Source organism: Sphingobium sp. B2, assembly GCF_007693735.1.
Taxonomy (GTDB): Bacteria; Pseudomonadota; Alphaproteobacteria; order Sphingomonadales; family Sphingomonadaceae; genus Sphingobium; species Sphingobium xenophagum.
The window spans coordinates 952683-977589 of the sequence record NZ_VDBZ01000001.1 but is presented as its reverse complement, the minus strand read 5'-3'; the positions used below and the strand labels follow the sequence as shown (position 1 = coordinate 977589).

The following is a 24907-nucleotide window of genomic DNA, read 5'->3' as shown; positions in this document are numbered from 1 at the left end:
ACTATCCAATCCGGTCCCCCATTCCCACGATCCTGCCGATATCCTAGAAGCCGCCCATGCGCGCCGTCCATCACATAGCCATCATCTGTTCCGACTATGCCCGCTCTCGCGCCTTTTACCGCGACATATTGCAATTGCCGGTGATCCGCGAAGTCTGGCGCGCCGAACGCCAGTCGTGGAAGTGCGATCTGGACGCGGGCAATGCCCAGATCGAACTATTTTCCTTCCCAGATCCCCCTGCCCGGCCGAGCCGCCCGGAAGCCTGCGGCCTGCGGCACCTTGCCTTCACCGTCGCCAATATCGATGCGGAAGTGGCGCGGCTCGACGCCGCCGGGGTCGCGTGCGAACCGATCCGGATCGACGAATATACCGGCCAGCGCTTCACCTTCTTCACCGACCCTGACGGACTGCCGCTCGAACTTTACGAGCAACCGGCACCCTGACCGCCGCTACTTCGCAAAGCGCCGAAAGAAACTGTCCGCGTTCCAGGTCGGCCGCGCCGCCCCATTGGCCACGCGCAGCGTCACCGCCGTCACATAGTCGTTCAGCTTCGCGCTTTCGGCGGGCATCACCGGCTGGTTCAGATCGTCGAACGGCGAATGGTAGATATTCGCCCGCCACGCCTTTTCTACCGTCGCTTCGGGCGTCCCCGCCTTGAACCCATATTTGAAGAACAGCGCCGGTATGCCCTCGCGGATGAAGGCATATTGGTCCGACCGGATGAACACGTTGCGGTCGGGGAAGGGGTCGGGCGTGATCGGCAGGTTCATCGCCGCGCTCACGGCCTGGGCTTCTGCGCCCAGCGAACTTTGGTCATAGCCGATCGGCGTCACGCTGGTCAGCGGGAAGATCGGCAGCGCCATGTCGAAATTCAGGTCCGCAATGATGCTCTTCTGCGGCACGGTCGGGCGGCGCGCGAAATAGCGGGAGCCGAGTAATCCCTTCTCCTCCGCCGTGACGATGGCGAACAGGATCGACCGTTTGGGCTTCACCTTACCGGCTTTGAGCGCGCGCCCGATCTCCAGCAGGCTCGCAACCCCGGACGCATTGTCCAGCGCGCCATTATAGATCGCATCGCCCTTGATCGGCGTACCCACGCCATAGCCGTCCAGATGCGCCGACAGCACGACATATTGCTGCCGCAGCTTCGGGTCGCTACCGGGCAGCACGGCGATCAGATTGGGCGATGACAGGTCGGCCCGCGTCGCGCTCACCTGCGCCTTCAGCCGCAGCGCCAGCGGAAAGGACGGCACGGGCGCGGACGCATCCGCCGCCGCCACGATCGCGGCAAAATCCTGTCCCGACCCGGCAAACAGCATGTCGGACTTGGCCGGATCGAGCTGCGCGCTCAGAAAAGGCGTCTGCGTGTCGCGCAGGCTGACATCGCTATAATAGAGCGCGGGCGCCCCCGACAGGGCGATCCGCCGTACCCACGGGATCTCCACCTGCCTGGGCGTCACCAGCGTGATCAGCCCCAGCGCGCCCTGCTCCGCCAGCCATTGCGACCGTTCCGACCGCGCATGGGATTTGAGCGCGCCCGACAGGGTCGCCGGCCCGCCCGACAGCACGACGACGATCTTGCCCTTCAGGTCCAGCCCGGCAAAATCATCATGCCCCGCTTCGGGCAGATGCAGGCCATAGCCCGCAAACACCATTGGCGCGTCGACGCTTTCGGGCACCGGCCCGCCCCCGCCGCCAAAGATCAGGTCGCCCGGCACCGCCAGCGGCACCTCCCCCTGCGGTCCCACCAGCGCCGCGCTGGACTTGTCGGACAGGATGCGCTGCTCCACAAACGCCACCGGCTGACGATAGCCCTGCGTGCCAGCGGGTTTCAGCCCCATCGCCTTGAACTGCCCGATCACATAGTCCGCCGCCCGGTCATAGCCCGGCGTCCCGGTCCCGCGCCCCTCCATCGCATCATTGGCCAGCGCCTCGACATGCGCCCACCAGCGCGCGCCCTTGTCCCCCTCGCCCGCGGCCGGCGCGACGCTGCCCGCCATCAACGCGATCAGGGATATGCCGAAGGAAAGGCCGCGCATGGTCGTGCTACTCCGTTCTAATCTCGTCTCTATCTTGCCTTATCCTGCCTGACGAACAAGGGGGCTTGGAACCGCTACCATGAACGTGTATTACAATGGCAATACAGTATGGAGATGACGATGACCCGTTCCCCTTCCCTGTCGGCTCTGCTGCTTGCCGGGCTTGCCCTGTCGACCGCCGCCTGTTCGCGCCCTGCCGATGATGCCGCGCCCGCCGTGAAGGGCGGCGCGACGCAGGACTGGTCGACGCTCACGGATTTCAACGCCATCGAAGCGACCGGCCCGGACGATGTCGCCGTGACGATCGGCGATGCCTATTCGGTCCGCGCGGAGGGCGATCCCAAGGCGATCGAAAGGCTCACCATCGCGGTCAAGGGCGACCGGCTGGTGATCGGCCGCAAGTCGGACGGCAACTGGGCCTTTGGTCGCAAGAATGACGATGGCGACGTCACCGTCCATGTCACCATGCCCGCCATCCGCGCCGCTGCGCTGACCGGCGCAGGCGACTTCACGCTCGACCGGGCGGAGGGCGACATGCTGGATCTGTCGCTGACCGGCGCTGGCGATTTCGCCATTGGCACCGTCAAACTGCGCAGCCTCAAGACCGACATCACCGGCGCCGGATCGGTCAAGATCGCGGGCACCGCCGACTCAGGCGAACTCGCCATCACCGGCGCGGGAGACATCGACGCCGACGACCTCAAACTGGGCACGGCCAAAGTGTCGATCCTGGGCGCGGGCAACATCGCCTTTGCGTCGGACGGCGCGGTCGCTATCAGGATCATGGGGCCGGGCGACGTGACGGTGAAGGGCAAGGCGCAATGTACGACCAGTGGCACAGGACCGGGCGAGGCGCGCTGCGCGCCCTGATCGGCGCGACCATCCTGATCGCAATGCCCGCAGCGGCGGCGACCCGCGGCTATACCATCACCAGCTTCGACGCGATCCGGGTCGATGCGCCGGTCAACGTCATCGTCACCACCGGCGCAGGCGCATCGGCCCGTGCGGAGGGGGATCAGGCGCTGCTCGACCGGCTGAACGTCGCCGTGTCGGGCCGCCTGCTGATCGTCGGCATCACCCGCGCGCGGCCCGGTGAAAAAGGCGGCGGCGCGGCGACCCTGCGCGTCTCCACCGGCGATCTGTCCCGCATCGTCCTGACCGGCGGCGGATCGGTCGCGGTCAGCCGGATGAAGGGGCTGCGCGGGGACATTGTGCTGGGCGGCAATGGCGACGTGAGCGTGGCGGCGGTCGATCTCGACCGGATCGACCTGTCACTGGCGGGCGGTGGCCGCGCGACCCTGGCCGGGCGCGCCGGCGTCGCCAATATCCGCGTCTCCGGCCCCGGCGCGGTCGCGGGCGAAGGTCTGCGCGCACGGCAGGCGACCCTTGCCAATGACGGGCCGGGCAGCATCGCCCTCAGCGCAGACGTCACCGCCAAAATCACCGCCACTGGCTCGGGCGACGTCACCGTCACTGGCAGGGCCGCCTGCTCGGTCGACAATCGCGGCACCGGGCGCATTGCCTGCGGCGGCGACTCCTATTGAACGATAATGACAAAGCGCCGTCGCTCTGGCATCGGCCGCTACGACTGGATGCGAACGGGGCGAACATGACGACTATCGGGATTTTCGGGGCAGCGGGTCGCATGGGCCGCGCCATTGCGCAGGTCGCGGCGGACGCCGGCCTTGGCATAGCGGGCGGCACCGACCGCGACGGCACTGGCGAGATCGCGCCGGGCATCGCCATCACCACCGATCCGCTCGCGCTCGCCGAGCGCAGCGACGTGCTGATCGACTTCTCCGTACCGGGCGCCCTCTCTGTTCATCTCGATGTCTGCATTGCCGCCAACAAGCCGATCCTGATCGGCACCACGGGCCTTGAAGCCGTCCACCACGCCCTGATCGACGAAGCCGCCGCGATGATCCCCGTCCTCCAGACCGGCAACACCTCGCTTGGCGTCAACCTGCTCGCCGCGCTGGTGGAACAGGCCGCAGCGGGCCTTGGCGATGACTGGGATATAGAGATTGTCGAGATGCACCACCGGCACAAGGTCGATGCCCCGTCCGGCACCGCCCTGCTGCTGGGCCAGGCCGCTGCACGCGGGCGCGGCATCACGCTCGCCGACCATAGCGAACGCGGTCGGGACGGCATCACCGGCGCGCGGGCAAGCGGCGCGATCGGCTTTGCGGCCCTGCGCGGCGGATCGGTCGCGGGCGACCATCAGGTCATCTTCGCAACCGAAGGCGAACGCATCGAAATCGGCCACCGCGCCGAAAACCGCACCATCTTCGCCCGCGGCGCGGTCAAGGGCGCGCAATGGCTCATCGGCCAGAGCGTCGGGCGGTACGACATGAAGGGCGTATTGGGCCTCTGACGCCCCTGAGCATCGTCATGAACAAGGCCCAGATCTTCGACTTTTTCAGCCGCCTGGCCGAAGCCAATCCCGCGCCCGTGACGGAGCTGGAATATGGCAACCCCTATCAACTGCTGGTCGCGGTCACGCTGTCGGCGCAGGCCACGGACGTCGGCGTCAACAAGGCGACCCGCGCCCTGTTCATGGAAGTCACCACGCCCCAGCAGATGGTGGACCTTGGCGAGGATGGCCTCAAAGCCCATATCCGCACGATCGGCCTGTTCAATACCAAGGCGAAGAATGTCATCGCCCTGTCGGACATATTGGTGCGCGACTTTGGCGGGGAAGTGCCACAGGATCGCGACACGCTGACCACCCTGCCCGGCGTCGGGCGCAAGACCGCCAATGTCGTCGTCAACACCGCCTTCGGGCAGGAAACCTTCGCGGTCGACACCCACATCTTCCGCGTCGGCAACCGCACCGGGCTGGCGCCGGGCAAGACGGTGCTGGCGGTCGAGGCGAAACTGGAAAAGCGCGTCCCCCAGCCCTTCCGCCGCGACGCCCATCACTGGCTGATCCTGCACGGCCGCTATATCTGCAAGGCGCGCAAACCCGAATGCTGGCGCTGCCCCGTCGCCGACCTGTGCCGGTTCAAGCCCAAGACCCCGCCGCCTGCCTGACGCCTGCTTGTTCTTCCTGCGTTCAGAACTGGTCGGCTAGGACGGTTTTCACAGTCCTGCGACGTCGATTCGTTCAAAGACGTCTCTAAGGAGAGAATATATGTCCGTCCGTTTCGCTTTGGGTTTCGCGCTGGCCCTGGCCGCCGCCCCCGCCATCGCCAAGACCACGCCCGACCCCTATGTCCCAACCGGCGCGAAGGCCATGGATTGCATCCCGCTAACCTCGATCCGCTCGACCAATGTTCGCGATGACCGCACCATCGATTTCATCATGAACGGCAATAAAATCTACCGCAACACCCTGCCCAACAGCTGCCCCAGCCTGGGCTTTGAAAAGCGCTTTTCCTACCGCACCAGCCTGTCGCAACTCTGTTCGGTCGATATCATCACCGTGCTGTGGAACAATGGTCCCGGCCTGCAACCGGGGGCCAGCTGTGGCCTGGGCAAATTCCAGCCGATGAAAAAAGCATCGAAATAAGATGGCCCGGCGGCGATTTTGCCGCTGGCGCGGACGAACGGCCTTTGCTAAGCGGCCTGTCTGACACGGCTCACCGGCCAGCGTCATGCACCCATAGCTCAGCTGGATAGAGCGTTGCCCTCCGAAGGCTGACGTTCAACGCGAGAGCGATGGTTTTATAAAGGATTTTCGGCTACTTAGGAAGGGCCAAGAAAGGACGGTTTAGAAAACTCACCAAATTCTCACCGCGGCCGGACTGCCGGATTCGATCGCGGATTGACCTTCCCCGGCGCAAATCTTACGGCTTCAAGCCCTACGCACCCATAGCTCAGCTGGATAGAGCGTCGCCCTCCGAAGGCGAAGGCCAGAGGTTCGAATCCTCTTGGGTGCGCCAAACTTCCTCGAAAAATCAAAGAGTTGAGAGCCAGATTGCTCTCCTCGCATCAGGCAGATCCTGCCGAAAACTCACCACACGGAAGCGCGAACAGGCGATATCCCTCGGTTTTCTGCGGCTCTCGCCGCTCTGAAAACTCACCACAGCGGTATATTTGGTTCCTGCTCAAGCCAATCGGTGGCAAAAACTCGACGCGACCGCGTCGCCCATATCGGGCTCGCTGCCTAAGACACTGGACTGTTCACCCGGAGGGGAAAGCCTTCCCCTGACGGTGCGCCGCTTGCGCGTCGCCCCCTACCCCTTCTCGCGGGGCCGCTGCCCCGCGCACCCCGCCTAAAGTGAGAGAAGTGCCGGATTGGCCGTGACGGGTTGAGAGATGGCGAGAGTGGCTCGCCGCGCCCGTCGCGGAGAACCAGCATGAGCCGGAACGAAGGATCTGCCGAACGCGCCAATGTCTACACCCGCATCACCCACGAGATCATCGCGGCTATAGAAGCGGGCGCAGGAGAGTGGCGGATGCCGTGGCACCATGACGGCGCGGCCGTCACCCGCCCGACCAACGTCGTCTCCCGCAAGCGCTATCGCGGCGTCAATACGGTGGCCCTGTGGATCGCTGCCGAGGCCAGAGGCTACGGCAGCGGTCTGTGGGGAACCTTCCGCCAGTGGCAGTCCGCAGGCGCGCAGGTGCGCAAGGGCGAGCGCGGAACGACCGTCGTCCTCTGGAAGCCCTTCGGGACCAACGCGGACGCCGGGCACGGCGATGATGAGCATCGCCGCGGCGGCATGTTCGCGCGTGCCTTTTCCGTGTTCAATCTCGCCCAGGTCGAAGGGTACGACCTGCCGCCCACGACAATGCTTCCCGAGAGTGAGCGCATCGGCCATGCGGAAGACTTCGTCGCCGCGCTGAACATTCCAGTGACCGAGGGCGCTTACGATGCACATTACCGGATCGATCTGGATCGCATCTTCATGCCCACATTCGGGAGTTTTCGCGATCCCGCATCGGCGGTCGGCGTGCTGCTGCATGAAGCGGCGCACGCAACGGGGGCGAAGCACCGCCTCGATCGCAATTTCGAGGAGCGCTTCAAGCGTGACTGGCTGCCGATCGAGGAAGCCTGCGCCGAATTGACCGCGTCCTTCGTGCTCGCGGATCTCGGAATCGCGCACCATCCGCGTCCCGACCATGCGGCCTACGTTGCGTCCTGGCTTTCCGCCCTCAAGCAGGACCCGCGCGCGATCTTCACGGCTGCGAGCAAGGCGCAGCAGGCGGCGGACTGGATGTGGGCGCAGCAGCCCGAAGCGAAGGAGATCGCGGCATGATCCTCCTCACTCCCGGCCTCCGCGCCCAATTGCTCGCCAACGGCGCCGCACCCAACGCTGATCACGTCCCTGTCGTGAAGTTCTTCAATCCGATCGGGCAGGCCGTGTGGCTCGCCAGCATGATGGAGGACAACGGCGAGATCCTGTTCGGTATTGCGGACCTCGGTTTCGGCACGCCCGAAGTCGGCAGCTTCAGCCTCACCGAACTCGCCGAACTGCGATTGTCATTCGACATGGGAATCGAGCGGGACGTCCTGTTCGAGACGCAAACGCCCCTGTCGATCTGGTCCCGGACAGCCCGGCGCCTCGGCTGCCTTCGCGAGGCCGAGCGAACGATCTGGCAGTCAGAGCAGGAGGGCTAACCTATGCGCTTCAGCAAATGGCCCAGGCCGACCGCCTATGTCGAAACTTCGCGCAAGCGCGCCGCTTTCCTCACCCGGCAACGCCGCGACCGCGAGAAGCTGCCGCTGTTCGCCGGGATGATTGCGGCCACGCAGCACAGCGTCGAGGAGGAAATGGCACGCCGCGCCGAATGGTGGCCGCAGCAGCAGCAACGACTGCGAGATGAGCGCGCTGCGGTCTGGCGCCGGGCTCGTAACCGTCTGTTCGAGTTCGGCGAAGGTAGCCGGTCGGCGATCCGGCGCGCGTGGCGGGACTGCCCCTATCCCGCCGACCCCTACAGCTTCGCCGACTTCCTTCACCAGATCCGCGTCGGCAAGCTCGATCCCGAGCGCCCGTCCTGGAAATATCATGCCCGGGCCGAGGCGAATACCACGCCTTGCCCGACCAGCTTTGCAGAGGCGTTCAAGCGCGTCGGAAGGCAAGTGGTCGAGCTGGTGCCGGGGATGCCCAAGAGCGAGGTGCCCCAGTATTGCGGCAATCTCGGCAACGGGATTCTGTTTCTCACCGTAATTCCGCCCACGGACAACGATCCCCGCCCCCGGATCGATGTGCGGGGCGTATGCACCGATGCCGACATCGCACTGATCGGGCGACTGGCCTCGGCAGCGGAGCAGCGCGAGGTCCGTGTGGTGCGGGTCGATGTCCCGCAGACGCGGGCAGCGGGCTTTTCGCATCGCCTTCTCATTCTCGCCTGTTCGGCCACGAAGCGCCGCGATCCGGGCTGGATGCCGGCATGGGAACGCTACGATGGTCCGCTCTGGCAGACATGGCGGGCCGTCGATCCGCAGCGGCGCCTCGCTCGGGTTGGTTTCGTGTCGGCGCGCTACGGATTTCGCAGCGCGGACAGCCCCATCGAGCACTACGATGCGCGACTGACGCCGGATCTGGCCAAGCGCATGATCGCCGGAGGCATGGGCACCCGCTGGCCCCGCCCGCCATCCGCGGGAAAGCCGGACAATTACGGCTCCCATCCCGGCTGCGAGATAGCGTCTCTCGCCTATCACGGGACACGCCCCTTTACGGACGTCGCGCTGGTCGGAGGCCATCTCTACCTCAAGGTCATGCGTGCCTTTCTCGAAGGCTTTCGCGAAATGCGCTGCATCACCCCCGATGCCGAGGTCACCGAGATCAATGCCGGCATCGGCGTCATGCGTGCGAAGCTGCGCGCCTGGCTTGAGGAGGGACGCCAATGACCTCGATCGGGCATAACGGCGGGCCGAAGCTGGAAGACGACGAAGGACCGCCGGTCCCGCGCTACTGCAAATACTGCCGGCACTGGTCACCGCCGTCCGACCACGAGGTCAGCGCCTATGAGGCATTTCGGATCGGCATTTCCCGCCGCCGCGTGAAGCGTCCCTCGGGCTCGTGCGATCGCGTGCTTATGGCGCAAGGAAAGCCGCTGGCGTTCTCGGCGACCACCGACACGTTCGGCTGCCTCAATTTCCTCGCCAAGCCGCCTGTGCCCATCACTCGCGGGCGCGGCTTCGTCACCATCTATGACGGAGACCGCATCGTGTGGCAGGGCCATGAGGAGGATATTCCCGAGGAGCACCTGTGAGCCAGAAATCCGGCGCGAGGCATTTTCAATCCTCGCCCGCCTCGTCGATCAGCTTCTGGACCGCGCCGATCGGCGTGTCATCGATCGGCCGCACCGTCACTCCGCATCCCGGGCACTCGATCGTTCGTTCGAGCCGCAGCGTCCGGAAGCTGACGGTAAATTCCCGCCCGCATTGCGGGCAATCGCACTGCGCCCTGATATCGTCGAGTTCATTCGCCATGCCTCGCCATACCACCGAGCGGGCGCCAGGTCAGTCCCTTCCTCGGCGGTCGGCGTGAGGAACGCCTGCCGGAGCAGGCCTTCAGAGGAAGAGGGAAGCCAGGGCTTCGTGACGGGCTGGTAGCCGAGAGAGAGTCTCCGGCGGCCCGTCGTGGAGAAAACTCATGGCAAAATCGCCGCAGAAGATCGTCCTCAGCGGTTCCCGGGACATTCCGTTCGACAAGCTGGTCCTGTCCCAGTCCAATGTGCGCAAGGTGAAGGCCGGCGTGTCGATCGGCGAACTGGCGGAGGATATCGTTCGCCGGACCCTGCTTCAGAGCCTCAACGTGCGTCCGCTCCTCGACGATGAAGGCGCGGAAACGGGCCAGTTCGAGGTTCCGGCCGGCGGCCGGCGCTATCGCGCGCTCGAACTGCTGGTCAAGCAGAAGCGCCTGGCGCGCAACGCGCCGATTCCCTGCGTCGTCAAAGCAGCCAATGATGCGGTGTCGGCCGAGGAGGACAGCTACGCCGAGAACACCTTCCGCGAGCCGCTGCACCCGCTCGATCAGTTCCGCTCGATGCAGGCGATGGTCGACAACGGCCAGGACATCGAATCGGTCGCCGCGCACTTCCATGTGATGCCCGCGGTCGTGAACCAGCGCCTCAAGCTCGCGAGGGTTTCGCCGAAGCTGCATGCGATCTACGCCGACGATGGCATGACGCTCGAGCAGCTCATGGCCTTCGCCGTCGCTGACGATCACGAGCGCCAGGAGCAACTGTGGGAGCAGCTCGAACACAGCTATAACAAGTCGGCGGGCTATATCCGGCAAAAGCTGACCGAGAACACGGTCCACGCTTCCGACAAGCGGGCGCGCTTTATCGGCATCGATGCCTATGTTGCCGCCGGCGGCAGTGTCATGCGCGACCTTTTCCAGCAGGACGACGGCGGTTGGCTGAGCGACCCTGCCCTGCTCGACAAGCTGGTCGATCAGAAGCTCGTCGCCGAAGGCGAGCGGATCGGCGCCGAGGGCTGGAAGTGGGTCGCCACCGCGGTCGATCTTCCCTGGGGTGTCGCTCACGGTCTTCGCGAGATCGAGGGCACCGAACTTCCGATGACTCCCGAGGAGGAAACGCGGCTCGCCGCGCTCCAGGACGAGGCTGAAACGCTCGAGGCCGAATGGTCCGATGCCGACGAAATCCCCGACGAGGTGAACGCTCGCGTGGTGGCGATCGACGAGGAAATCGGCGCACTGGTCGATCGGCCGGTCACCTTCGATCCCGAGGACGTGGCACGAGCCGGCGTCTTCCTGTCGATCGAACGCGACGGCTCGCTCTGCATCGAGCGCGGATATGTCCGGCCGGAGGACGAACCGGTGACCGAGCAGGAGGCCGGCGACGGGCGCGACAGGACCGAAAGCTCCGGATCGGAGGGTGTCGGCGGCACGGACACGCCTGAAACTGCGGCGTCCAACGTCGTTTCGATCACGTCGGCAAACGACGATGATGATGCCGACGGTGAGGTGGTGAAGCCACTCTCCGATCGTCTCGTCGCCGAGCTTACCGCCTGGAGAACGCTGGCCCTGCAGGATGCCTTCGCTCAGAGCCCCACTACCGCTTTTGCTGCCGTGCTGCATGCGTTCGTGCTCGACATCTTCTACCCGCATGGGCGCGAATCGTGCCTTGAGGTGTCGCTCAGGAAGGTGACCTTCGGGATGTCTCCCGCCGATCTCAAGGACAGCGCGCCGGCGAAGGCGATCGCCGAGCGCCATGCCCGGTGGAAGGCACGGCTGCCTCGATCCGAGCAGGAGCTGTGGGACGCGCTCCTGATGTTCGACGGCAATGAGCAGGCCGCGCTGTTCGCGCATTGCGCCTCGCTCTCGGTCAACGCGCAGCAGGAAGTCGTGCCGAAGTACGACAATGGGCGCATCTCGAAGCACGCTGTCGAACGGCGCATCGCGCAAAGTCACGTGCTCGCGCGGGCGGTTGGCCTGGACGTTGTCGGCGCAGGCTGGCGTCCGACCGTGGCGGGCTATTTCGGGTCGGTCACCAAGCCGCGCATCCTCGCGGACGTCGCCGAGGCGAAGGGCTCGAAGTTTGCCGAGATGATCGACCATCTCAAGAAGGGCGACATGGCTCGCGAAGCCGAGCGACTGCTGGAAGATGCGGGGTGGCTGCCCGAGGTCATGCGCACGCCCGATCTCGCCAGCGACCTGCTGGGCGATTTGGTGGCCGGTAGCGAGGCCGAAGACGGAGACGCGGCGCTGCCCGCCTTCCTCGATGAGGACGAGCCGGTTGCCGCCGTCAATGACGAGGACGAGGACCTGGCCGCTGCAGCCTGATCCTCCGGCGGGACGGTTTCGGCCGTCCCGCCCTGCTTCCATCCATTCTCAGGCCCGGCGCGATGCGTCGGGCCTTCGCATTTTCAGGAATATGTCGATGACCGAAACCCTCACGCCAACGGTCGATTATGCGGCCATAATGGCGAAGCACGCCGCCTGGGAAGCCGAGGCAAGGAAACTCATTCCGAAAAACAAGGCGCTGCTGTTCGCTTGTCTCGCCTCGGCGGGCATCACGTACGTCGTCGTCACTTTCAATGGCGAGGGCGACAGTGGCCAGATCGAGGAAATCCAGCCCAGAAACGACGCGGGTGAGGCTGAACTGCCTGCGACTCCCGTCCAACTTCTCGCTGCCTGTTATGGCGGACAGCCGCCGGAGGTGAAACGTATGCCGCTAGCCGATGCGCTCGAAGAACTCTGCTACGACCTTCTGCGCGACAAGCACGCGGGTTGGGAGAACAACGACGGCGCTTACGGGGAGTTCACTTTCGACGTGGCGGCGGGCACGATCACGCTCGATTACAATGAGCGGTTCACGTCCTCCGAAAACCATGTCCATGAATGGTGAGGAGCGGGCAATGGGACACTGCTATCACCACGCGCTTTCCTCGGTCCGCCAATGGGGCGGCGTGCCGGAGGACTATCTGGCGCTGCACCAGTGGTTCGACGAGTCCAAGGAAATCACGGCAGATTTCCGGCACCGGGCGTTGCGCCATCATGCCCAAGGCATATTCCAGCTCGAACGCGCTTTCGGGGCGACGATCACGATCTCGACCGGGCGGGTCGTTCCGGTGCGGCTTATCGGCGAGCAGCATGTTCGCGAGGATCTCGGATTCATTCCCAGCTTCGCGGACTGGGTGCGCTGCATCCGGCCGGAGCGCTGGATGGGTCGTGCCCAGCCGATCCACAAGGAGGTCGATCCCTTTGCGGTCACCGCCTGATTCTCCGATTTTATGTTTCAACCCTCAAAGCCCGGCCTCGCGCCGGGCTTTCACGTTTCAAGGAGGCCGAAATGGCTGACTACTATACCCAGACCGTGGTGCGCCCGAGCATTCCAGCAGCGGCTATCACTCCGCTCGAAATGGACTTGCTCCTGCAAATGTTCGAGCATGAGCCCGATGGCGATGCGGTTTACTTCTTCGCCAGCGACGGCGTGTGCGACACAGTCTGGCTCGCCCCCGCGACACTCAAGGCCAGCCTTGCCATCGCGAGTGACACGCCCAGCGCCGCCGCCGACTTCGTGCGCAAGGAGCTAGCATCGGCGGACGCCGATGCCGACGAAATCGAGCTGGACCTCTCCGATCTACAGGACGCCGTTTTCCAGGATGTCATCCGCCGCTCCGACCTGATCGACAGCGTGGTCATCACCTCGGCCTGGACGTGCAGCAAGATGCGGCCCGACGGCTTCGGCGGTTCCGTCACAGTGATCACTGCCGATCGGGTTTTCTGGTCCAGCACGACGGAAATGGAATGTGAACTGCTCGACCGCGCCCAATATGGCGACCTCGGCTGTGCGCCAGGACACGGCAGCCATGTGCTTCTGCGGCTCGATGAAGCCGATGTGCGTCGGACAGTCGAGGAGATCGCCGAAGGCCAGGCGCCGAAAGGCGTCGCACTTGAGGATGTGACCGATGACGACATCCGCGCGGCGGCCCGTGCGGTTCAGGCATCGACCGACCTCTCCCGCGAGCGCGGACAGATTGCTTTCAACGCGGCGCTGGCCGCCCTCCATCTCGCCGCCGGGCGACACGAAACTGCGCAACCCTAGCGCAGCGCCGGCGGCTTCACGCTTCCGGCTCATCCGCGCCCGGACCCGGTACGGCCGGGCTTTCCTCAAACCCTGATCTGGGAGCTTCCCATGAATTTGCATGACATCGACACCGCCACGCCCGAAGTGCTGGCCCCGTTACTGCTCAAGGCGCTCCAGCGCCTCGGTCAGCTTGGTCGCGAGGGGGCCGTCGCACTGGCGGCCCTTATCGATGACGACGATGCCGATCTCGACGAGGCCAACGAATGGCTGACCGATATCGTCGACGGTGGCCTCAGGGACTGACGCCTCCCTTCTCCTTTTCCACATCCATAACCTTCCCGAAAGCCCGGCCATCGCGCCGGGCTTTCGCGTTTCAGGAGCCTGTGAATATGTCCGCTCAACGCATCTACGATACCGCGCCGCTCGGCAGTCTCATCCGCTTCTCCAATGGCCAGCCGCGTCCACCCGCCCGGTTTTCGCGCAAGCTGAAGGCCTGGAACAACGACAATGGGATGGGGCGCCTGGTCGAAAGGTCGCCCGAGCATATTGGCACGAACTATCGTTCGCCCGCGACCTTTACCCTCCATCTCGGCAATTATGGAAGCCAAGGCACGATCCTCATGGTCGTGCGCCGACACTACTCGGTCGAGAGCGTGCTCAATTTCGAAATCGCGGAAATGCCGCGTCCCGGTATGGTCCGCATTCTCACCCCGATCGGTGACCGCGAGGAACTGCAATATCTCGCCCCCGACATGGTCAGCGCCGAAACCTGGATGGCCGAGCATCGCTACCATCGGATACGCGCGGAAGTCGTGCCCGATCCTGACCCGGTCATGCTTCCTGCGATGCTCGGGAGGGCGGCATGATGATGCACAATCATCGCTCAGCGGCCAACGCTCTGGAAGGGCAAGGCGGTATGCGCTGCCATTATGTCCATGTTTATGCCGTCGTCCGCGTCAAACTCGCGGTAGAGGCAACAGGTCATCGCGGGGCCTTGGAACAAGCCGACGCCGTGCTGTGCCGACATGGCTTTCCCGTGCGCATGATCTCCGCTGACAAGGCCGTGGTGGAGGCCGAGTTTGCCCAGGAGGTCACTGGCTACCTCGTCGATGAAGCCGGTGACCCGGATCACATGCGTTCCCGCGCCTATCGTGCCGATCACCAGCCTGACGATGGCGCCGTCTAATGGACGGCGTGATGACTGCGGTCGTTCCCGAATATGGCATCACGGCCGATGGGCACCGTGCCGCCCGGATCGCCGATATCGCCTATATCGCCATCCCGGCGACCCAGGGCCTTCGCCTCGCATCGGGGTGGCGGCTATCGCGGCCGATCGGTGAATGGACCAAGACCGATGTCTATGGCAGCGAGGGCATCGTCGCCGATGAAGCCGCGTTCCGGGTGCATGTCGAAGATGTCGCCAGACACCTGACGCAGCGCAATGCCCTTTGTCGCAAGGAGGTCCGCATGCGGGTTTCGACGCCCTGGGGCATGTCGCAGGGCGCGACGGTCTATGCCGAGGGGATCGTCTGCCATTCGACGGCGTCGCATGGCGGATTCAAACTCGACCGGGCGCGCAATGCCGCCATGCCCAAGGCGCTCCGGGTCGATGGTGGCTGGTATGAGGAGGATGGCGAGTGGGCCAAGGTGGCACTGGGCTATCCCGACCTGTTCACCGATCGGGAGAAGGTCAGCGCCGAGCGCACGCTGAGGGACTGGTATCCCGATGCCTGGGAGGCTGTTCATGGCCGGGCCTTGCAACCGCAAGAATCCTTCCAGCGTGATCGCGAGCGTTTCGAACGCGAGCATGCCGCGGACTGGGTGGTGATCTCGGCGATACGATCGGAGCGCTATCCTGGTCAGGTCGAGACGGTGGCGACGCTGGGCGGCAAGCGTCTCGATGGCGTCCGGCGGCGCAGGTTCCTCGTTCCCTACGATGAATATGCCGCTGGCCGACATGGCTTCGTGATCGACCTCGATCGCCATCCGGTACTCGCCGAACCCTGATCGAAGGCTTCCGACAGCCCGCTCCGGTTCGCCGGAGCGGGCTTATTCGTGCGAGGCGGACGAGAGCCGGTGCCCCTAGGGGCAGGTTACGGGCGCGAGACGCCTACTCGACCACCCTCGCAATCCGCCAAGGGGCAGAGGCAGGCCGGGAGAAGGGAGCCTGGCCGGGCCAGAGAGAGCGTCCGGCGGGCTAGCCCAATCCTGCTCTCCCGGAGACATCTTCCCATGATCCAAGCATTTTCTGACGCGGCGCGCGGTGCCGCGCCTTCCGCCGCCATGTCCCGACATTCCGAAACCCAGGCGAAGAGTCTGCTGACCGCGGGTCGCACCCTCCTGCCTGCCCTTGAGGCGGGGCGCGGGATCAACGCGGCGCTGCTGCGCGGGGCGATGGTCGATGCCTTTGGTGCCAGCGACGCCGAAGGGGGCTGGGACTGGAAAAGCGCCTATGATGCCTGCGAGGCGGCGATGATCCTGTTCCTGCGCCGCTATGGCGCCGGTCTCCTCGCACGTCCCGCGCCCAGTGCCTTGAAAGCGATCGAGCGCGTCGCCGCGCTGCTGCCCACCCATACCCGCCGCTCGGAAACGAGCCAGGCGCTCCAGCAATTCTCGACCCCACCGGGCCTTGCGTTCGTCGCCTCGGTGGCCGCCGCGATGACGCCTGCCGACCAGGTACTTGAACCCTCGGCGGGCACGGGGATGCTCGCGGTTCACGCCCTGCTGGCGCGGGCCGGTCTCGCCCTCAACGAATATGCCGAAATCCGTGGCTGCCTGCTCGGCAAGCTGTTCAAGGGTACGCGCGTATGGGGGCATGACGCGGCGTCGATCGACGATCGCCTGACGGCGAGCGTCCGGCCCACCGTCGTGCTGATGAACCCGCCATTCTCGGCCATGGCCCATGTCGATAGCCGCATGAAGGATGTGGCGCTGCGCCATATCGCCTCGGCGATGGCCCGGCTCGAACCGGGTGGCCGGCTCGTGGCGATCGCGGGCGCGAGCTGCGATCCGCATGCGCCCGCATGGCGCGAGGCCTTCATGCGGTTGCAGGCGCAGGGCCGCGTGGTGTTCACCGCCGCGATCGACGGTAAGGTCTATGCGAAGCACGGCACCACGATCGACACGCGCCTGACCGTGATCGACAAGGTGCCCGCCGACGATCCAGGCCAATTCCCGGCGAGCGCAGGGATGGCGCTCGACACCGCGACCCTGCTCGACTGGGTGTGCCAATTCGTGCCGCCGCGTGCACCGCTTGCCGCGAGGCCCGAAGTCGCGCCCGCGCCCGCGTCGACGCTGGGGGTGGTGCTGCCCATAGTCGCGACACCGTCTGTTGTGCGCTCTGCCCCGGCGAAAGCGAAAGCGGCTTCCGCGCCAGCCGCTAACACCGGCCCGGACGACAGGGTCGAACTGGCCTATGAAACCTGCGACTGGCCCCCACCCGCCGGTGGCCTGAGCGAGGGCATCTACGAGCCCTATGCGCTCCAGTCGCTGCGCATACCGGAAGCGAAGCCCCATCCGACCCCGCTGGTGCAGTCGGCGGCGATGGCCTCGGTCGCGCCGCCCCGGCCGTCGTACCGACCTCATCTGCTCCCATGCCTGGTGAGCGAGGGTATCCTCTCCGATGCACAACTCGAATCGGTGATCTATGCTGGCGAAGCCCATACCGGCATGATCTCGGGGGCGTGGAAGGTCGACGAGACCTGGGACACAGTTTCGGCCGCGCGCGAGGATGACGAGGACGCCGTGCGCTTCCGCCGGGGCTGGTTCCTCGGCGACGGCACGGGCGCGGGCAAGGGCCGCCAGGTCGCCGCGATCATCCTCGACAATTGGCTCAAGGGTCGGAAACGAGCGGTGTGGCTGTCCGTTTCGGATCGACTCCTGGAGGACGCCCAGCGTGACTGGACAGCGCTCGGTCAGGAACGACTGCTGGTTACGCCGCTCTCGCGCTATCGGCAGGGCACCCCGATCCGGCTCGACGAGGGCGTGTTGTTCACGACTTACGCGACGTTGCGCTCGCAGGAGCGCGGGGGCAAGAAGTCGCGCGTCGAGCAGATCGTCGAATGGCTGGGCGCCGATTTCGATGGGGTGATCGTGTTCGACGAAGCCCACGCCATGGCCAATGCCGCCGGCGGCAAGGGCGAGCGCGGCGATGTGGCGCCTTCGCAGCAGGGGCGCGCCGGATTGCGCCTCCAGCATGCGCTGCCCAATGCCCGCATCGTCTATGTCTCGGCGACCGGGGCCACCACTGTCCAGAACCTCGCTTACGCCCAGCGGCTCGGCCTGTGGGGCGGCGAGGACTTCCCCTTCGCGACGCGCGGCGAATTCGTGACCGCGATCGAGAACGGCGGCGTTGCCGCGATGGAAGTGCTGGCCCGCGACCTGAAGGCGCTCGGCCTCTATGCGGCGCGCTCGCTGTCCTTCGATGGCGTCGAATATGCCATGCTCGAACATCGGCTCACCCCCGAGCAGACCCGCATCTACGACAGCTTCGCTTCGGCTTTCGAGGTGATTCACAACAACCTCGACGCCGCTCTGGAAGCCTCCGGTGTCACCAGCGCGGGCCACGGGATGCTGAACCGGCAAGCCAAGGCTGCAGCCAAGTCCGCCTATCAGGGTATGCTCCAACGCTTCTTCAATCACCTCATCACCAGCATGCAGACGCCCAGCGTCACCGCCAGCATCGAGCAGGATTTGGCGAATGGCCACGCCGCCGTCGTCCAGATCGTCTCGACCGGCGAAGCGCTGCAGGAGCGCCGCCTCGCGGAAATCCCGGCCGACGAGTGGAATGACGTGTCGGTGGACATCACGCCCCGCGACGGCGTTCTCTCCTACCTCCAGCACAGCTTCCCGGTGCAGCTCTACGAACCTTTCACTGACGGCGAGGGCAACCTGTCGTCGCGGCCCGTGCACGACGAGGAAGGCAACCCCGTCGTCAACCGCGAGGCCGTCCGCCTGCGCGATGCGATGATCGAAAAGCTCGCGGCCCTGCCGCCGGTGCCAGGCGCGCTCGACCAGATCGTTCAGCATTTCGGGACGGACAAGGTCGCCGAGGTCACGGGGCGGTCGCGCCGCATCGTACCCCGCAAGGGCGAGGATGGCCGCGTTCGCTTCGCGGTCGAGAACCGCCCGGCCTCGGCCAGCCTGCATGAGACCACCGCGTTCCAGGACGATGCCAAGCGCATCCTCGTGTTCAGCGAGGCGGGCGGGACCGGGCGCAGCTATCATGCCGATCTGGGTGCGGCGAACCAGCGCCGCCGCATTCACTACCTGCTCGAAGCGGGCTGGAAGGCCGATGCCGCGATCCAGGGTTTCGGGCGCACCAACCGCACCAACCAGAAGCAGCCGCCGCTCTTCCGGCCGGTCTCGACCGATGTGAAGGCGCAGAAGCGGTTCATCTCGACGATTGCCCGGCGGCTCGACTCGCTGGGCGCGATCACGCGCGGCCAGCGTCAGACGGGCGGCCAGAACATGTTCCGGCCCGAGGACAACTTCGACAGCTGGTACGCGCGTGATGCGCTGCGCCAGCTCTATGTCCTGCTCGCGCGCGGAAAGGTCGAGGGCTGTTCGCTCGCCCGCTTCGAGGCGGCGACCGGGCTGTCCCTGCTGGACAGCGAGGGTGGCCTCAAGGACGAACTGCCCGGCATCAACACTTTCCTCAACCGCATGCTGGCGCTTACCGTCACCATGCAGAACTTGCTGTTCGAGGCCTTCGAAGGCTTGCTGACCGCGCGGATCGAACAGGCCAAGGCGTCGGGCAACTATGAGATCGGGCTGGAGACCTTGCAGGCCGAAAGCTTCCGCATCGCCAGCCGGACGGTGATCTACACCCATCCGGGAACGGGCGCGGAGACCTCGCTGCTGACCATCGAACGCAAGGACCGCCTGACCCCGCTGTCGCTCGAGGAAGCGCTGGCGATGGCCGATGGCAAGGGTGCCAGGCTGCTGCTCAACGCCAAAACCGGCCGCGCCGCCATCCAGCGTCGGGCACGCAGTCTCACCGACGACGATGGCGCGGTCCATCCGCGCGTTCGCCTTGTCTGGCCGCTCACCGACAGCATCGTTCCTGCCGAAATGCTGGCCGCGAGCCAGTGGGCGGAAACCGATCAGGAGAGATTCAGCGTGGCTTGGAACGCGGAGCTGGCTGAGTTGCCCACCCACGAAACCTCGACCCTCCAGATGGTCACGGGGCTTCTGCTCCCGATCTGGAAAAAGCTTCCGGATGACTCCACGCGGGTCTATCGCCTTCAGACCGACGACGGCGAGCGCGTTATCGGTCGGCGCGTATCTCCCGCCTGGGCCGCGACAGTCGCCAGCGACAATGGACCCCCGCAGCTCAGCCCTGCCGACGCCTATGCCATGCTGATGGCGGGCGATGCCGTGCTGCACCTTGCCGAAGGCCAGATGCTCAAGCGGGTCCGCGCGATGCACGACTGGCGGATCGAGCTGACCGGCTTCAACGATCTTGGCGTCGAGCGGCTGAAGTCGATGGGCTTGATTTCGGAGATCGTCTCATGGAAACTTCGGCTGTTCGTTCCGACGGGGGCCGAAGGACCGAACGTGCTGACCCGCCTCATGGAGCGCTTTCCCCTCCAGCGGCTCGGCGCTCCCAACGCGGCGAAAGCCGCCTGAAGGATCGGCCCCATGGAAAGTCCAGCAACCGAGATTTCCCGTCGCCTCGCCGACAATGCCGAGGCTGTCTGCCGACGATACCTCTCTAAGGGGCATCGCGAAGGCCGTTACTGGCTGATCGGCGACGTTCACAACAATCCCGGCCGTAGTCTCTATGTCCGCTTGGTCGCGTCCCCCGATGGGCGCGGCCAGGCCGGCAAATGGACAGACGCCGAGAATGGCGATCATGGCGACCTGCTCGACATCATCGCCGCCAGCAACGGCTCCCGTTCGCTGCGGGAGACACTCGACGAGGCACGGCGCTTCCTCGCCCTTCCGCAGCCACCCCCGGCTGCGGAAGATCGCTGCAAGCGTCCCGCGAAAGCGCCAACCGGCACGCCGGAGGCGGCTCGGCGACTGGTCGCCATGACGCAGCCGATCGCGGGCAGTATCGTCGCGGCCTATCTCGGCACGCGCGGTATCACTAACCTTGCCGGCACGGACGCGCTCCGCTTCCATCCCCGATGCTGGTATCGTGCATCCAAGGACGATCCTCCCGATGTTCGTCCAGCCTGGCCCGCGATGATCGCAGCCGTCACCGATCTGGGCGGTGCGATCACCGGCGTTCACCGCACCTGGCTCGATCCCCATGCGGTCGACAAGGCACCTGTCGCCTATCCTCGGCGCGCCATGGGACATCTGCTCGGAAACGGCGTCCGCTTCGGGGCTGCGGGTCCGGTCATGGCCGCCGGCGAAGGCATCGAGACCATCCTGTCGCTCCGCATGGCGCTCCCCGTGATGCCCGCGATCGCCGGGCTCTCGGCCAATCACCTCGCGGCCATCGCGTTCCCGCCGGGCCTGCGCCGGCTCTATGTCGCGCGCGATGACGATCCGGGAGGCGACGGCGCGCTGAAGACATTGACAGAGCGCGCTTCGGAGGCCGGGATCGAGGCGGTTCCCCTTGATTCCATGCTCGGCGATTTCAACGATGACCTGCGGCAATTCGGGCTGTCGCGATTGCAGGCGCACGTCGGGCGGCAGCTCTCGGTGGCCGACAAGGGGCGATTTCTGCTGCCGCTTGACTGAGGATTGGGCGCGGTTGGTCTCGGGCCGCAGGGCCGCTGCTTTCGGCCGCATGTCCCCTGTGTCTCCGGTGCGAGAGCCGCGCCACGGCCTTCACATGGAGGGCGACGTGCATCAACCTGTCCGTCGGCGCAACGGGCGCGACGACTATTTTCCGCCGCGGCCCCGAGGGGCCGCTTTGCATCGCCAGGCAAAATAGCCGCCGCGTTCCCGCCCTCCGCTGCGCTCCGGCCGCCATCCCGCGCGAGAAGCGCGGGACCGCCAAGGCTTGTCGGTGCGCAGCCGGCCAGGCCGCTGCCCCTTGTCGCCGTGAAGGCCGCGAGTGGCGCGGTCCAGCCGGAGACAGAACATGACGACCGAAAACACCATCCCCACGGACGAACCCGAGCACGCCGAATCCTCGTTCGTCGGCGTCATCGAAGAAATGGCGCTCTACGGCTACCGCCCCTTCGAGGATGAACCCGACCAGCGCCCTTTGCCTGAGGCCCGGCTTGTCGACGGGGCCGTCGCCGACATCTTCGACGCGATGGTCTCGGCGCTCGAAGACACCCGCCTCGAACCTGATCTCGAGGACCTGCTCTGGAATATCGTCAACGTCTTTCACCGCGCCGCCGACCGGATCGAGCGCGAGCTTGACGACAACGAACGCACGCAGAAGCGCCTTCAGCGCGAACAGGACGGATCGGAGGTGAAGTCCGTCGAGCTTGAACGCTCGCTGGCCGAAGGCATCACCATGATCGAACGGCGCGACACGATGGAATATTTCCGCGATGCCGGCGCCGACTTGTTCCGGACCCATGTCCGCAAGCCCTGGCTGCCCTATTCCGGGGCAATGGTGAACCACAAGGCGCTGACCTCCGCGGTTCTCGACAGCCGCAAGCATGTCGAAAAGCGGGATTTCCAGAAAGCCAAGGTGCTCGATCCCGATGGCGTCCGCATCGCCTTCACCGGCGGCGCGGATTGCAACGATCATCAGCGCATCTACGCCGTCCTCGACAAGGTCCACGCCCAGCTTCCGAACATGATTCTCATGCACGGCGCTACTCCGACCGGTGCTGAGCGGATCGCCGCCTGCTGGGCGCGTGACCGTAACGTGCCGCAGGACCCTTATCGGCCCGACTGGGGCCGCTACAAGAAGGCCGCGCCGTTCAAGCGTAACGATGCTATGCTGGCAATCTGTCCCAAGGGCGTCATCGTCTTTCCGGGCACCGGCATTCAGGACCTGTCTCTTATACACATCTAGATGTGTATAAGAGACAGCATGAAAACGGCGAACTGCGTTACGCGGGCAAAGTCGGGACCGGCTTCGACACCGAAGAGTTGCTTCGCCAGATGGAGGTGATGCGACCGCTCGAACAGCAAGCGGCGGCCGTCAAGGCGCCCCGCGCCGCGGTGCGCGGCGCCCATTGGCTGAAGCCGCGGCTCGTCGCCGAGATTGCCTTCCCCGAAATGACGAACGAGGGAACGCCTGTCTCTTATACACATCTAGATGTGTATAAGAGACAGCATGAAAACGGCGAACTGCGTTACGCGGGCAAAGTCGGGACCGGCTTCGACACCGAAGAGTTGCTTCGCCAGATGGAGGTGATGCGACCGCTCGAACAGCAAGCGGCGGCCGTCAAGGCGCCCCGCGCCGCGGTGCGCGGCGCCCATTGGCTGAAGCCGCGGCTCGTCGCCGAGATTGCCTTCCCCGAAATGACGAACGAGGGAACGCCTGTCTCTTATACACATCTAGATGTGTATAAGAGACAGCATGAAAACGGCGAACTGCGTTACGCGGGCAAAGTCGGGACCGGCTTCGACACCGAAGAGTTGCTTCGCCAGATGGAGGTGATGCGACCGCTCGAACAGCAAGCGGCGACCGTCAAGGCGCCCCGCGCCGAGGTGCGCGGCGCCCATTGGCTGAAGCCGCGGCTCGTCGCCGAGATTGCCTTCACCGAAATGACGAACGAGGGAACGCTGCGGCATCCAAGCTATCTCGGCCTGCGCGAGGACAAGAAACCCGAAGCCGTCGTGGTCGAGACGGAAACGCCGGTGGCCGAGGCCACCGCCTCTCCGGCCGTCTCTGTCCCCATCAGCAATCGCGACCGGGTGATTTATCCGGAAAGCAGCATCACCAAGGGTCAGCTTGCAGACTATTATGCGGCCGTCGCGCCGATCATGCTTCCCTGGGTCGGATCGCGCCCCATCAGCCTCGTCCGCTGCCCTCAGGGCCGGGCGAAGAAGTGCTTTTTCCAGAAGCATGACGCGGGCAGCTTCGGCGATGCGGTTCATCATGTCGCCGTCATGGAAAAAGATGGGCACGAGGAGCCCTATCTCTACATCGACTCGCCCGAGGGGCTGCTGACCTGCGTGCAGATGGGCACGATCGAGTTTCATGGCTGGGGCGCTCGGATCGAGGACGTCGAGAAGGCCGACCGCCTGGTGTTCGATCTCGATCCCGATGTGGGCCTCGATTTCGAAGCGGTTCGCGCCGCAGCCTTCCAGTTCCGCGACATACTGTGGTCAATCGGGCTTGAGACATTCCCGATGCTCACCGGCGGCAAGGGCGTCCATGTCATAGCCCCGCTGACGCCGCGCGCTGAATGGCCGGAAGTGAAGGATTTCGCGCACCGGCTCGCCCAGGCGGTCGCCCAATCGGACCCCGGGCACTTCACGGCGGCGCTGCCCAAGGCACAGCGCAAGGGCCGAATCTTCGTAGACTATCTTCGCAACCAGCGCGGAGCGACCGCGGTGATGCCTTATAGCGCCCGCTCGCGCGACGAAGCGCCGGTAGCCGCGCCGATCACGTGGAAGGAGATGGAGACGATCGACAAACCTTCGCACTTTCATGTCGGCGATCAGAAGGAATTGCTGAAGCGGGCCGCCAGCAAGGCGCTGTCCGGATGGGGACGCGCCGAGCAGGAACTCCCGGACCTGTGAAGATCGCAAGCTACAACGTGAATGGGATCAACGGACGGTTGCCGGTGCTGCTGCGCTGGCTCGATCTGGCTGAACCGGACATCGTCTGCCTCCAGGAGCTTAAATGCCCGCAGGAGAACTTTCCCGAACGCGCCATTGTCGATGCCGGCTACCGCGCCATCTGGCACGGTCAGAGCCGCTGGAACGGCGTCGCGATCCTGAGCCGCGTCGGCGAGATCCACGAGACCCGTCGCGGACTTCCCGGCGATCCTGATGACGTTCAGAGCCGCTACATCGAGGCGGCGGTCAATGGCGTGCTCCTGGCCGGGATTTACCTGCCCAACGGCAATCCGCGTCCCGGCCCCAAGTTCGATTTCAAGCTTCGGTGGTTCGACCGGCTTCATGCCCATATGGCGACGCTGATCGGGCTCGACGCCCCGGTGATCGTGGCCGGCGACTACAATGTGATGCCGACGGACCTCGACGTCTATGCGCCCGAGCGCTGGCGCGACGATGCCCTGTTCGCGCCCGAGGTGAAGGTAGCCTACCATGCGCTGCTCGATCAGGGTTGGACCGACGCCATCCGCCAGCTGCATCCCCGCGACACGATCTACACCTTCTGGAAATATTGGCGCGGGGCGTTTGAGCGCAACGCCGGCCTGCGGATCGACCACTTCCTGCTCAATCCGGCGGCGGCTGCGCGCCTTGTCGCGGCCGAGGTCGATACGCGCCCGCGCGCTTGGGAGAAGACCAGCGACCACGCGCCCGTCTGGATCGAGCTTACCGAAACAAGGCGCCGGCGCCGAAAGTTGGGCTCAACGGAGTAG

At 65.3% G+C, this 24907-nt stretch carries 24 protein-coding genes, 1 tRNA gene and 1 pseudogene; 24 read left to right on the top strand and 2 right to left on the bottom strand.

Annotation, left to right across the window (positions count from 1 at the left end; translation table 11 throughout):
- Positions 1-56: 56 nt before the first annotated feature.
- On the top strand, positions 57-443 hold the full coding sequence (locus FE851_RS04835) for a VOC family protein (RefSeq protein WP_145200361.1): 387 nt from the start codon (positions 57-59) through the stop codon (positions 441-443).
- A gap of 6 nt (positions 444-449) precedes the next feature.
- On the opposite strand, the gene FE851_RS04830 is transcribed toward FE851_RS04835, so the two are convergent.
- Positions 450-2039: a M28 family metallopeptidase gene (locus FE851_RS04830; protein ID WP_145200354.1), complete on the bottom strand. Its 1590-nt coding sequence runs from the start codon at positions 2037-2039 to the stop codon at positions 450-452.
- Positions 2040-2147: 108 nt separating this feature from the next.
- On the opposite strand from FE851_RS04830, the gene FE851_RS04825 reads away from it, so the two are divergent.
- From FE851_RS04825 to FE851_RS04780, 10 genes are all read left to right on the top strand, one after another.
- Entirely contained in the window at positions 2148-2909 is a 762-nt protein-coding gene (locus FE851_RS04825; protein ID WP_145200351.1) for a head GIN domain-containing protein, read from the top strand.
- Positions 2861-3583, top strand: a complete 723-nt coding sequence (locus FE851_RS04820) for a GIN domain-containing protein (protein WP_145200347.1) — start codon at positions 2861-2863, stop codon at positions 3581-3583. Before FE851_RS04825 ends, FE851_RS04820 begins: the two co-directional genes overlap by 49 nt.
- 65 nt (positions 3584-3648) lie before the next feature.
- On the top strand, positions 3649-4413 hold the full coding sequence (gene dapB, locus FE851_RS04815) for a 4-hydroxy-tetrahydrodipicolinate reductase (RefSeq protein WP_130752581.1): 765 nt from the start codon (positions 3649-3651) through the stop codon (positions 4411-4413).
- Positions 4414-4430: 17 nt separating this feature from the next.
- Entirely contained in the window at positions 4431-5072 is a 642-nt protein-coding gene (gene nth, locus FE851_RS04810) for an endonuclease III (RefSeq protein WP_145200344.1), read from the top strand.
- Positions 5073-5172: 100 nt separating this feature from the next.
- On the top strand, positions 5173-5550 hold the full coding sequence (locus FE851_RS04805) for a hypothetical protein (protein WP_017184191.1): 378 nt from the start codon (positions 5173-5175) through the stop codon (positions 5548-5550).
- A 296-nt stretch (positions 5551-5846) separates the two neighbouring features.
- Positions 5847-5923 (top strand) — tRNA-Arg (locus FE851_RS04800).
- Between the two features lie 417 nt (positions 5924-6340).
- Positions 6341-7243, top strand: coding sequence for an ArdC family protein (locus tag FE851_RS04795; RefSeq protein WP_145200341.1), 903 nt, complete (start codon positions 6341-6343; stop codon positions 7241-7243).
- Entirely contained in the window at positions 7240-7605 is a 366-nt protein-coding gene (locus FE851_RS04790; protein WP_145200338.1) for a DUF2958 domain-containing protein, read from the top strand. Before FE851_RS04795 ends, FE851_RS04790 begins: the two co-directional genes overlap by 4 nt.
- A 3-nt stretch (positions 7606-7608) precedes the next feature.
- Positions 7609-8838, top strand: a complete 1230-nt coding sequence (locus FE851_RS04785; RefSeq protein WP_145200335.1) for a hypothetical protein — start codon at positions 7609-7611, stop codon at positions 8836-8838.
- Complete coding sequence (locus FE851_RS04780) at positions 8835-9203, top strand: hypothetical protein (RefSeq protein WP_145200332.1); 369 nt, start codon at positions 8835-8837, stop codon at positions 9201-9203. Before FE851_RS04785 ends, FE851_RS04780 begins: the two co-directional genes overlap by 4 nt.
- A gap of 25 nt (positions 9204-9228) precedes the next feature.
- On the opposite strand, the gene FE851_RS04775 is transcribed toward FE851_RS04780, so the two are convergent.
- Positions 9229-9423, bottom strand: coding sequence for a hypothetical protein (locus tag FE851_RS04775; protein ID WP_145200329.1), 195 nt, complete (start codon positions 9421-9423; stop codon positions 9229-9231).
- A gap of 163 nt (positions 9424-9586) precedes the next feature.
- Between FE851_RS04775 and FE851_RS04770 the strand changes: the two genes are divergently transcribed.
- From FE851_RS04770 to xth, 13 genes and pseudogenes are all read left to right on the top strand, one after another.
- The gene (locus tag FE851_RS04770) at positions 9587-11740 is read left to right on the top strand and encodes a ParB/RepB/Spo0J family partition protein (protein ID WP_145200326.1); all 2154 of its coding nucleotides are present in this window, start codon (positions 9587-9589) and stop codon (positions 11738-11740) included.
- A gap of 97 nt (positions 11741-11837) precedes the next feature.
- Positions 11838-12305 (top strand): DUF6878 family protein, encoded by a 468-nt coding sequence (locus FE851_RS04765; RefSeq protein ID WP_145200323.1) that lies wholly within the window; start codon positions 11838-11840, stop codon positions 12303-12305.
- Positions 12306-12315: 10 nt separating this feature from the next.
- Positions 12316-12678 carry a DUF6915 family protein gene (locus FE851_RS04760; protein WP_145200320.1) on the top strand — a complete coding sequence of 121 codons (363 nt, stop codon included), beginning with the start codon at positions 12316-12318 and terminating at the stop codon, positions 12676-12678.
- A 71-nt stretch (positions 12679-12749) separates the two neighbouring features.
- Positions 12750-13505, top strand: coding sequence for a hypothetical protein (locus FE851_RS04755; protein WP_145200317.1), 756 nt, complete (start codon positions 12750-12752; stop codon positions 13503-13505).
- A gap of 90 nt (positions 13506-13595) precedes the next feature.
- Positions 13596-13790 carry a hypothetical protein gene (locus tag FE851_RS04750; protein ID WP_145200314.1) on the top strand — a complete coding sequence of 65 codons (195 nt, stop codon included), beginning with the start codon at positions 13596-13598 and terminating at the stop codon, positions 13788-13790.
- 86 nt (positions 13791-13876) lie between these two features.
- A complete protein-coding gene (locus FE851_RS04745; protein ID WP_145200311.1) occupies positions 13877-14353 on the top strand; it encodes a hypothetical protein in 477 nt (158 codons plus the stop codon).
- A complete protein-coding gene (locus tag FE851_RS04740; protein WP_315850564.1) occupies positions 14350-14673 on the top strand; it encodes a hypothetical protein in 324 nt (107 codons plus the stop codon). Before FE851_RS04745 ends, FE851_RS04740 begins: the two co-directional genes overlap by 4 nt.
- A gap of 11 nt (positions 14674-14684) precedes the next feature.
- The gene (locus FE851_RS04735) at positions 14685-15494 is read left to right on the top strand and encodes a DUF7007 domain-containing protein (RefSeq protein WP_145200308.1); all 810 of its coding nucleotides are present in this window, start codon (positions 14685-14687) and stop codon (positions 15492-15494) included.
- A gap of 225 nt (positions 15495-15719) precedes the next feature.
- On the top strand, positions 15720-20117 hold the full coding sequence (locus FE851_RS04730; RefSeq protein WP_145200305.1) for a strawberry notch family protein: 4398 nt from the start codon (positions 15720-15722) through the stop codon (positions 20115-20117).
- 12 nt (positions 20118-20129) lie between these two features.
- Positions 20130-21182 carry a toprim domain-containing protein gene (locus FE851_RS04725; RefSeq protein WP_145200302.1) on the top strand — a complete coding sequence of 351 codons (1053 nt, stop codon included), beginning with the start codon at positions 20130-20132 and terminating at the stop codon, positions 21180-21182.
- A 421-nt stretch (positions 21183-21603) separates the two neighbouring features.
- Positions 21604-22422 (top strand): DUF2493 domain-containing protein, encoded by an 819-nt coding sequence (locus tag FE851_RS04720; protein WP_261370970.1) that lies wholly within the window; start codon positions 21604-21606, stop codon positions 22420-22422.
- 17 nt (positions 22423-22439) lie between these two features.
- Positions 22440-24101: pseudogene (gene ligD, locus FE851_RS04710) on the top strand (DNA ligase D); the annotation flags it as partial.
- Positions 24098-24907 (top strand): exodeoxyribonuclease III, encoded by an 810-nt coding sequence (xth, locus tag FE851_RS04705; RefSeq protein WP_145200296.1) that lies wholly within the window; start codon positions 24098-24100, stop codon positions 24905-24907. The pseudogene ligD and the gene xth, both read left to right, overlap by 4 nt.

Bases quoted from the DNA above. Each gene is read 5' to 3' on its own strand.
- nth (WP_145200344.1), top strand. From the start codon at position 4,431: ATGAACAAGGCCCAGATCTTCGACTTTTTCAGCCGCCTGGCCGAAGCC.
- FE851_RS04740 (WP_315850564.1), top strand. From the start codon at position 14,350: ATGATGATGCACAATCATCGCTCAGCGGCCAACGCTCTGGAAGGGCAA.
- FE851_RS04730 (WP_145200305.1), top strand. From the start codon at position 15,720: ATGATCCAAGCATTTTCTGACGCGGCGCGCGGTGCCGCGCCTTCCGCC.
- FE851_RS04775 (WP_145200329.1), bottom strand. From the start codon at position 9,423: ATGGCGAATGAACTCGACGATATCAGGGCGCAGTGCGATTGCCCGCAA.
- dapB (WP_130752581.1), top strand. From the start codon at position 3,649: ATGACGACTATCGGGATTTTCGGGGCAGCGGGTCGCATGGGCCGCGCC.
- FE851_RS04790 (WP_145200338.1), top strand. From the start codon at position 7,240: ATGATCCTCCTCACTCCCGGCCTCCGCGCCCAATTGCTCGCCAACGGC.
- FE851_RS04765 (WP_145200323.1), top strand. From the start codon at position 11,838: ATGACCGAAACCCTCACGCCAACGGTCGATTATGCGGCCATAATGGCG.
- FE851_RS04835 (WP_145200361.1), top strand. From the start codon at position 57: ATGCGCGCCGTCCATCACATAGCCATCATCTGTTCCGACTATGCCCGC.
- FE851_RS04720 (WP_261370970.1), top strand. From the start codon at position 21,604: ATGGCGCTCTACGGCTACCGCCCCTTCGAGGATGAACCCGACCAGCGC.
- FE851_RS04830 (WP_145200354.1), bottom strand. From the start codon at position 2,039: ATGCGCGGCCTTTCCTTCGGCATATCCCTGATCGCGTTGATGGCGGGC.
- FE851_RS04820 (WP_145200347.1), top strand. From the start codon at position 2,861: ATGTACGACCAGTGGCACAGGACCGGGCGAGGCGCGCTGCGCGCCCTG.
- FE851_RS04725 (WP_145200302.1), top strand. From the start codon at position 20,130: ATGGAAAGTCCAGCAACCGAGATTTCCCGTCGCCTCGCCGACAATGCC.
- FE851_RS04825 (WP_145200351.1), top strand. From the start codon at position 2,148: ATGGAGATGACGATGACCCGTTCCCCTTCCCTGTCGGCTCTGCTGCTT.
- FE851_RS04770 (WP_145200326.1), top strand. From the start codon at position 9,587: ATGGCAAAATCGCCGCAGAAGATCGTCCTCAGCGGTTCCCGGGACATT.
- FE851_RS04745 (WP_145200311.1), top strand. From the start codon at position 13,877: ATGTCCGCTCAACGCATCTACGATACCGCGCCGCTCGGCAGTCTCATC.
- FE851_RS04750 (WP_145200314.1), top strand. From the start codon at position 13,596: ATGAATTTGCATGACATCGACACCGCCACGCCCGAAGTGCTGGCCCCG.
- FE851_RS04795 (WP_145200341.1), top strand. From the start codon at position 6,341: ATGAGCCGGAACGAAGGATCTGCCGAACGCGCCAATGTCTACACCCGC.
- FE851_RS04760 (WP_145200320.1), top strand. From the start codon at position 12,316: ATGGGACACTGCTATCACCACGCGCTTTCCTCGGTCCGCCAATGGGGC.
- FE851_RS04735 (WP_145200308.1), top strand. From the start codon at position 14,685: ATGACTGCGGTCGTTCCCGAATATGGCATCACGGCCGATGGGCACCGT.
- FE851_RS04755 (WP_145200317.1), top strand. From the start codon at position 12,750: ATGGCTGACTACTATACCCAGACCGTGGTGCGCCCGAGCATTCCAGCA.
- FE851_RS04805 (WP_017184191.1), top strand. From the start codon at position 5,173: ATGTCCGTCCGTTTCGCTTTGGGTTTCGCGCTGGCCCTGGCCGCCGCC.
- FE851_RS04785 (WP_145200335.1), top strand. From the start codon at position 7,609: ATGCGCTTCAGCAAATGGCCCAGGCCGACCGCCTATGTCGAAACTTCG.
- FE851_RS04780 (WP_145200332.1), top strand. From the start codon at position 8,835: ATGACCTCGATCGGGCATAACGGCGGGCCGAAGCTGGAAGACGACGAA.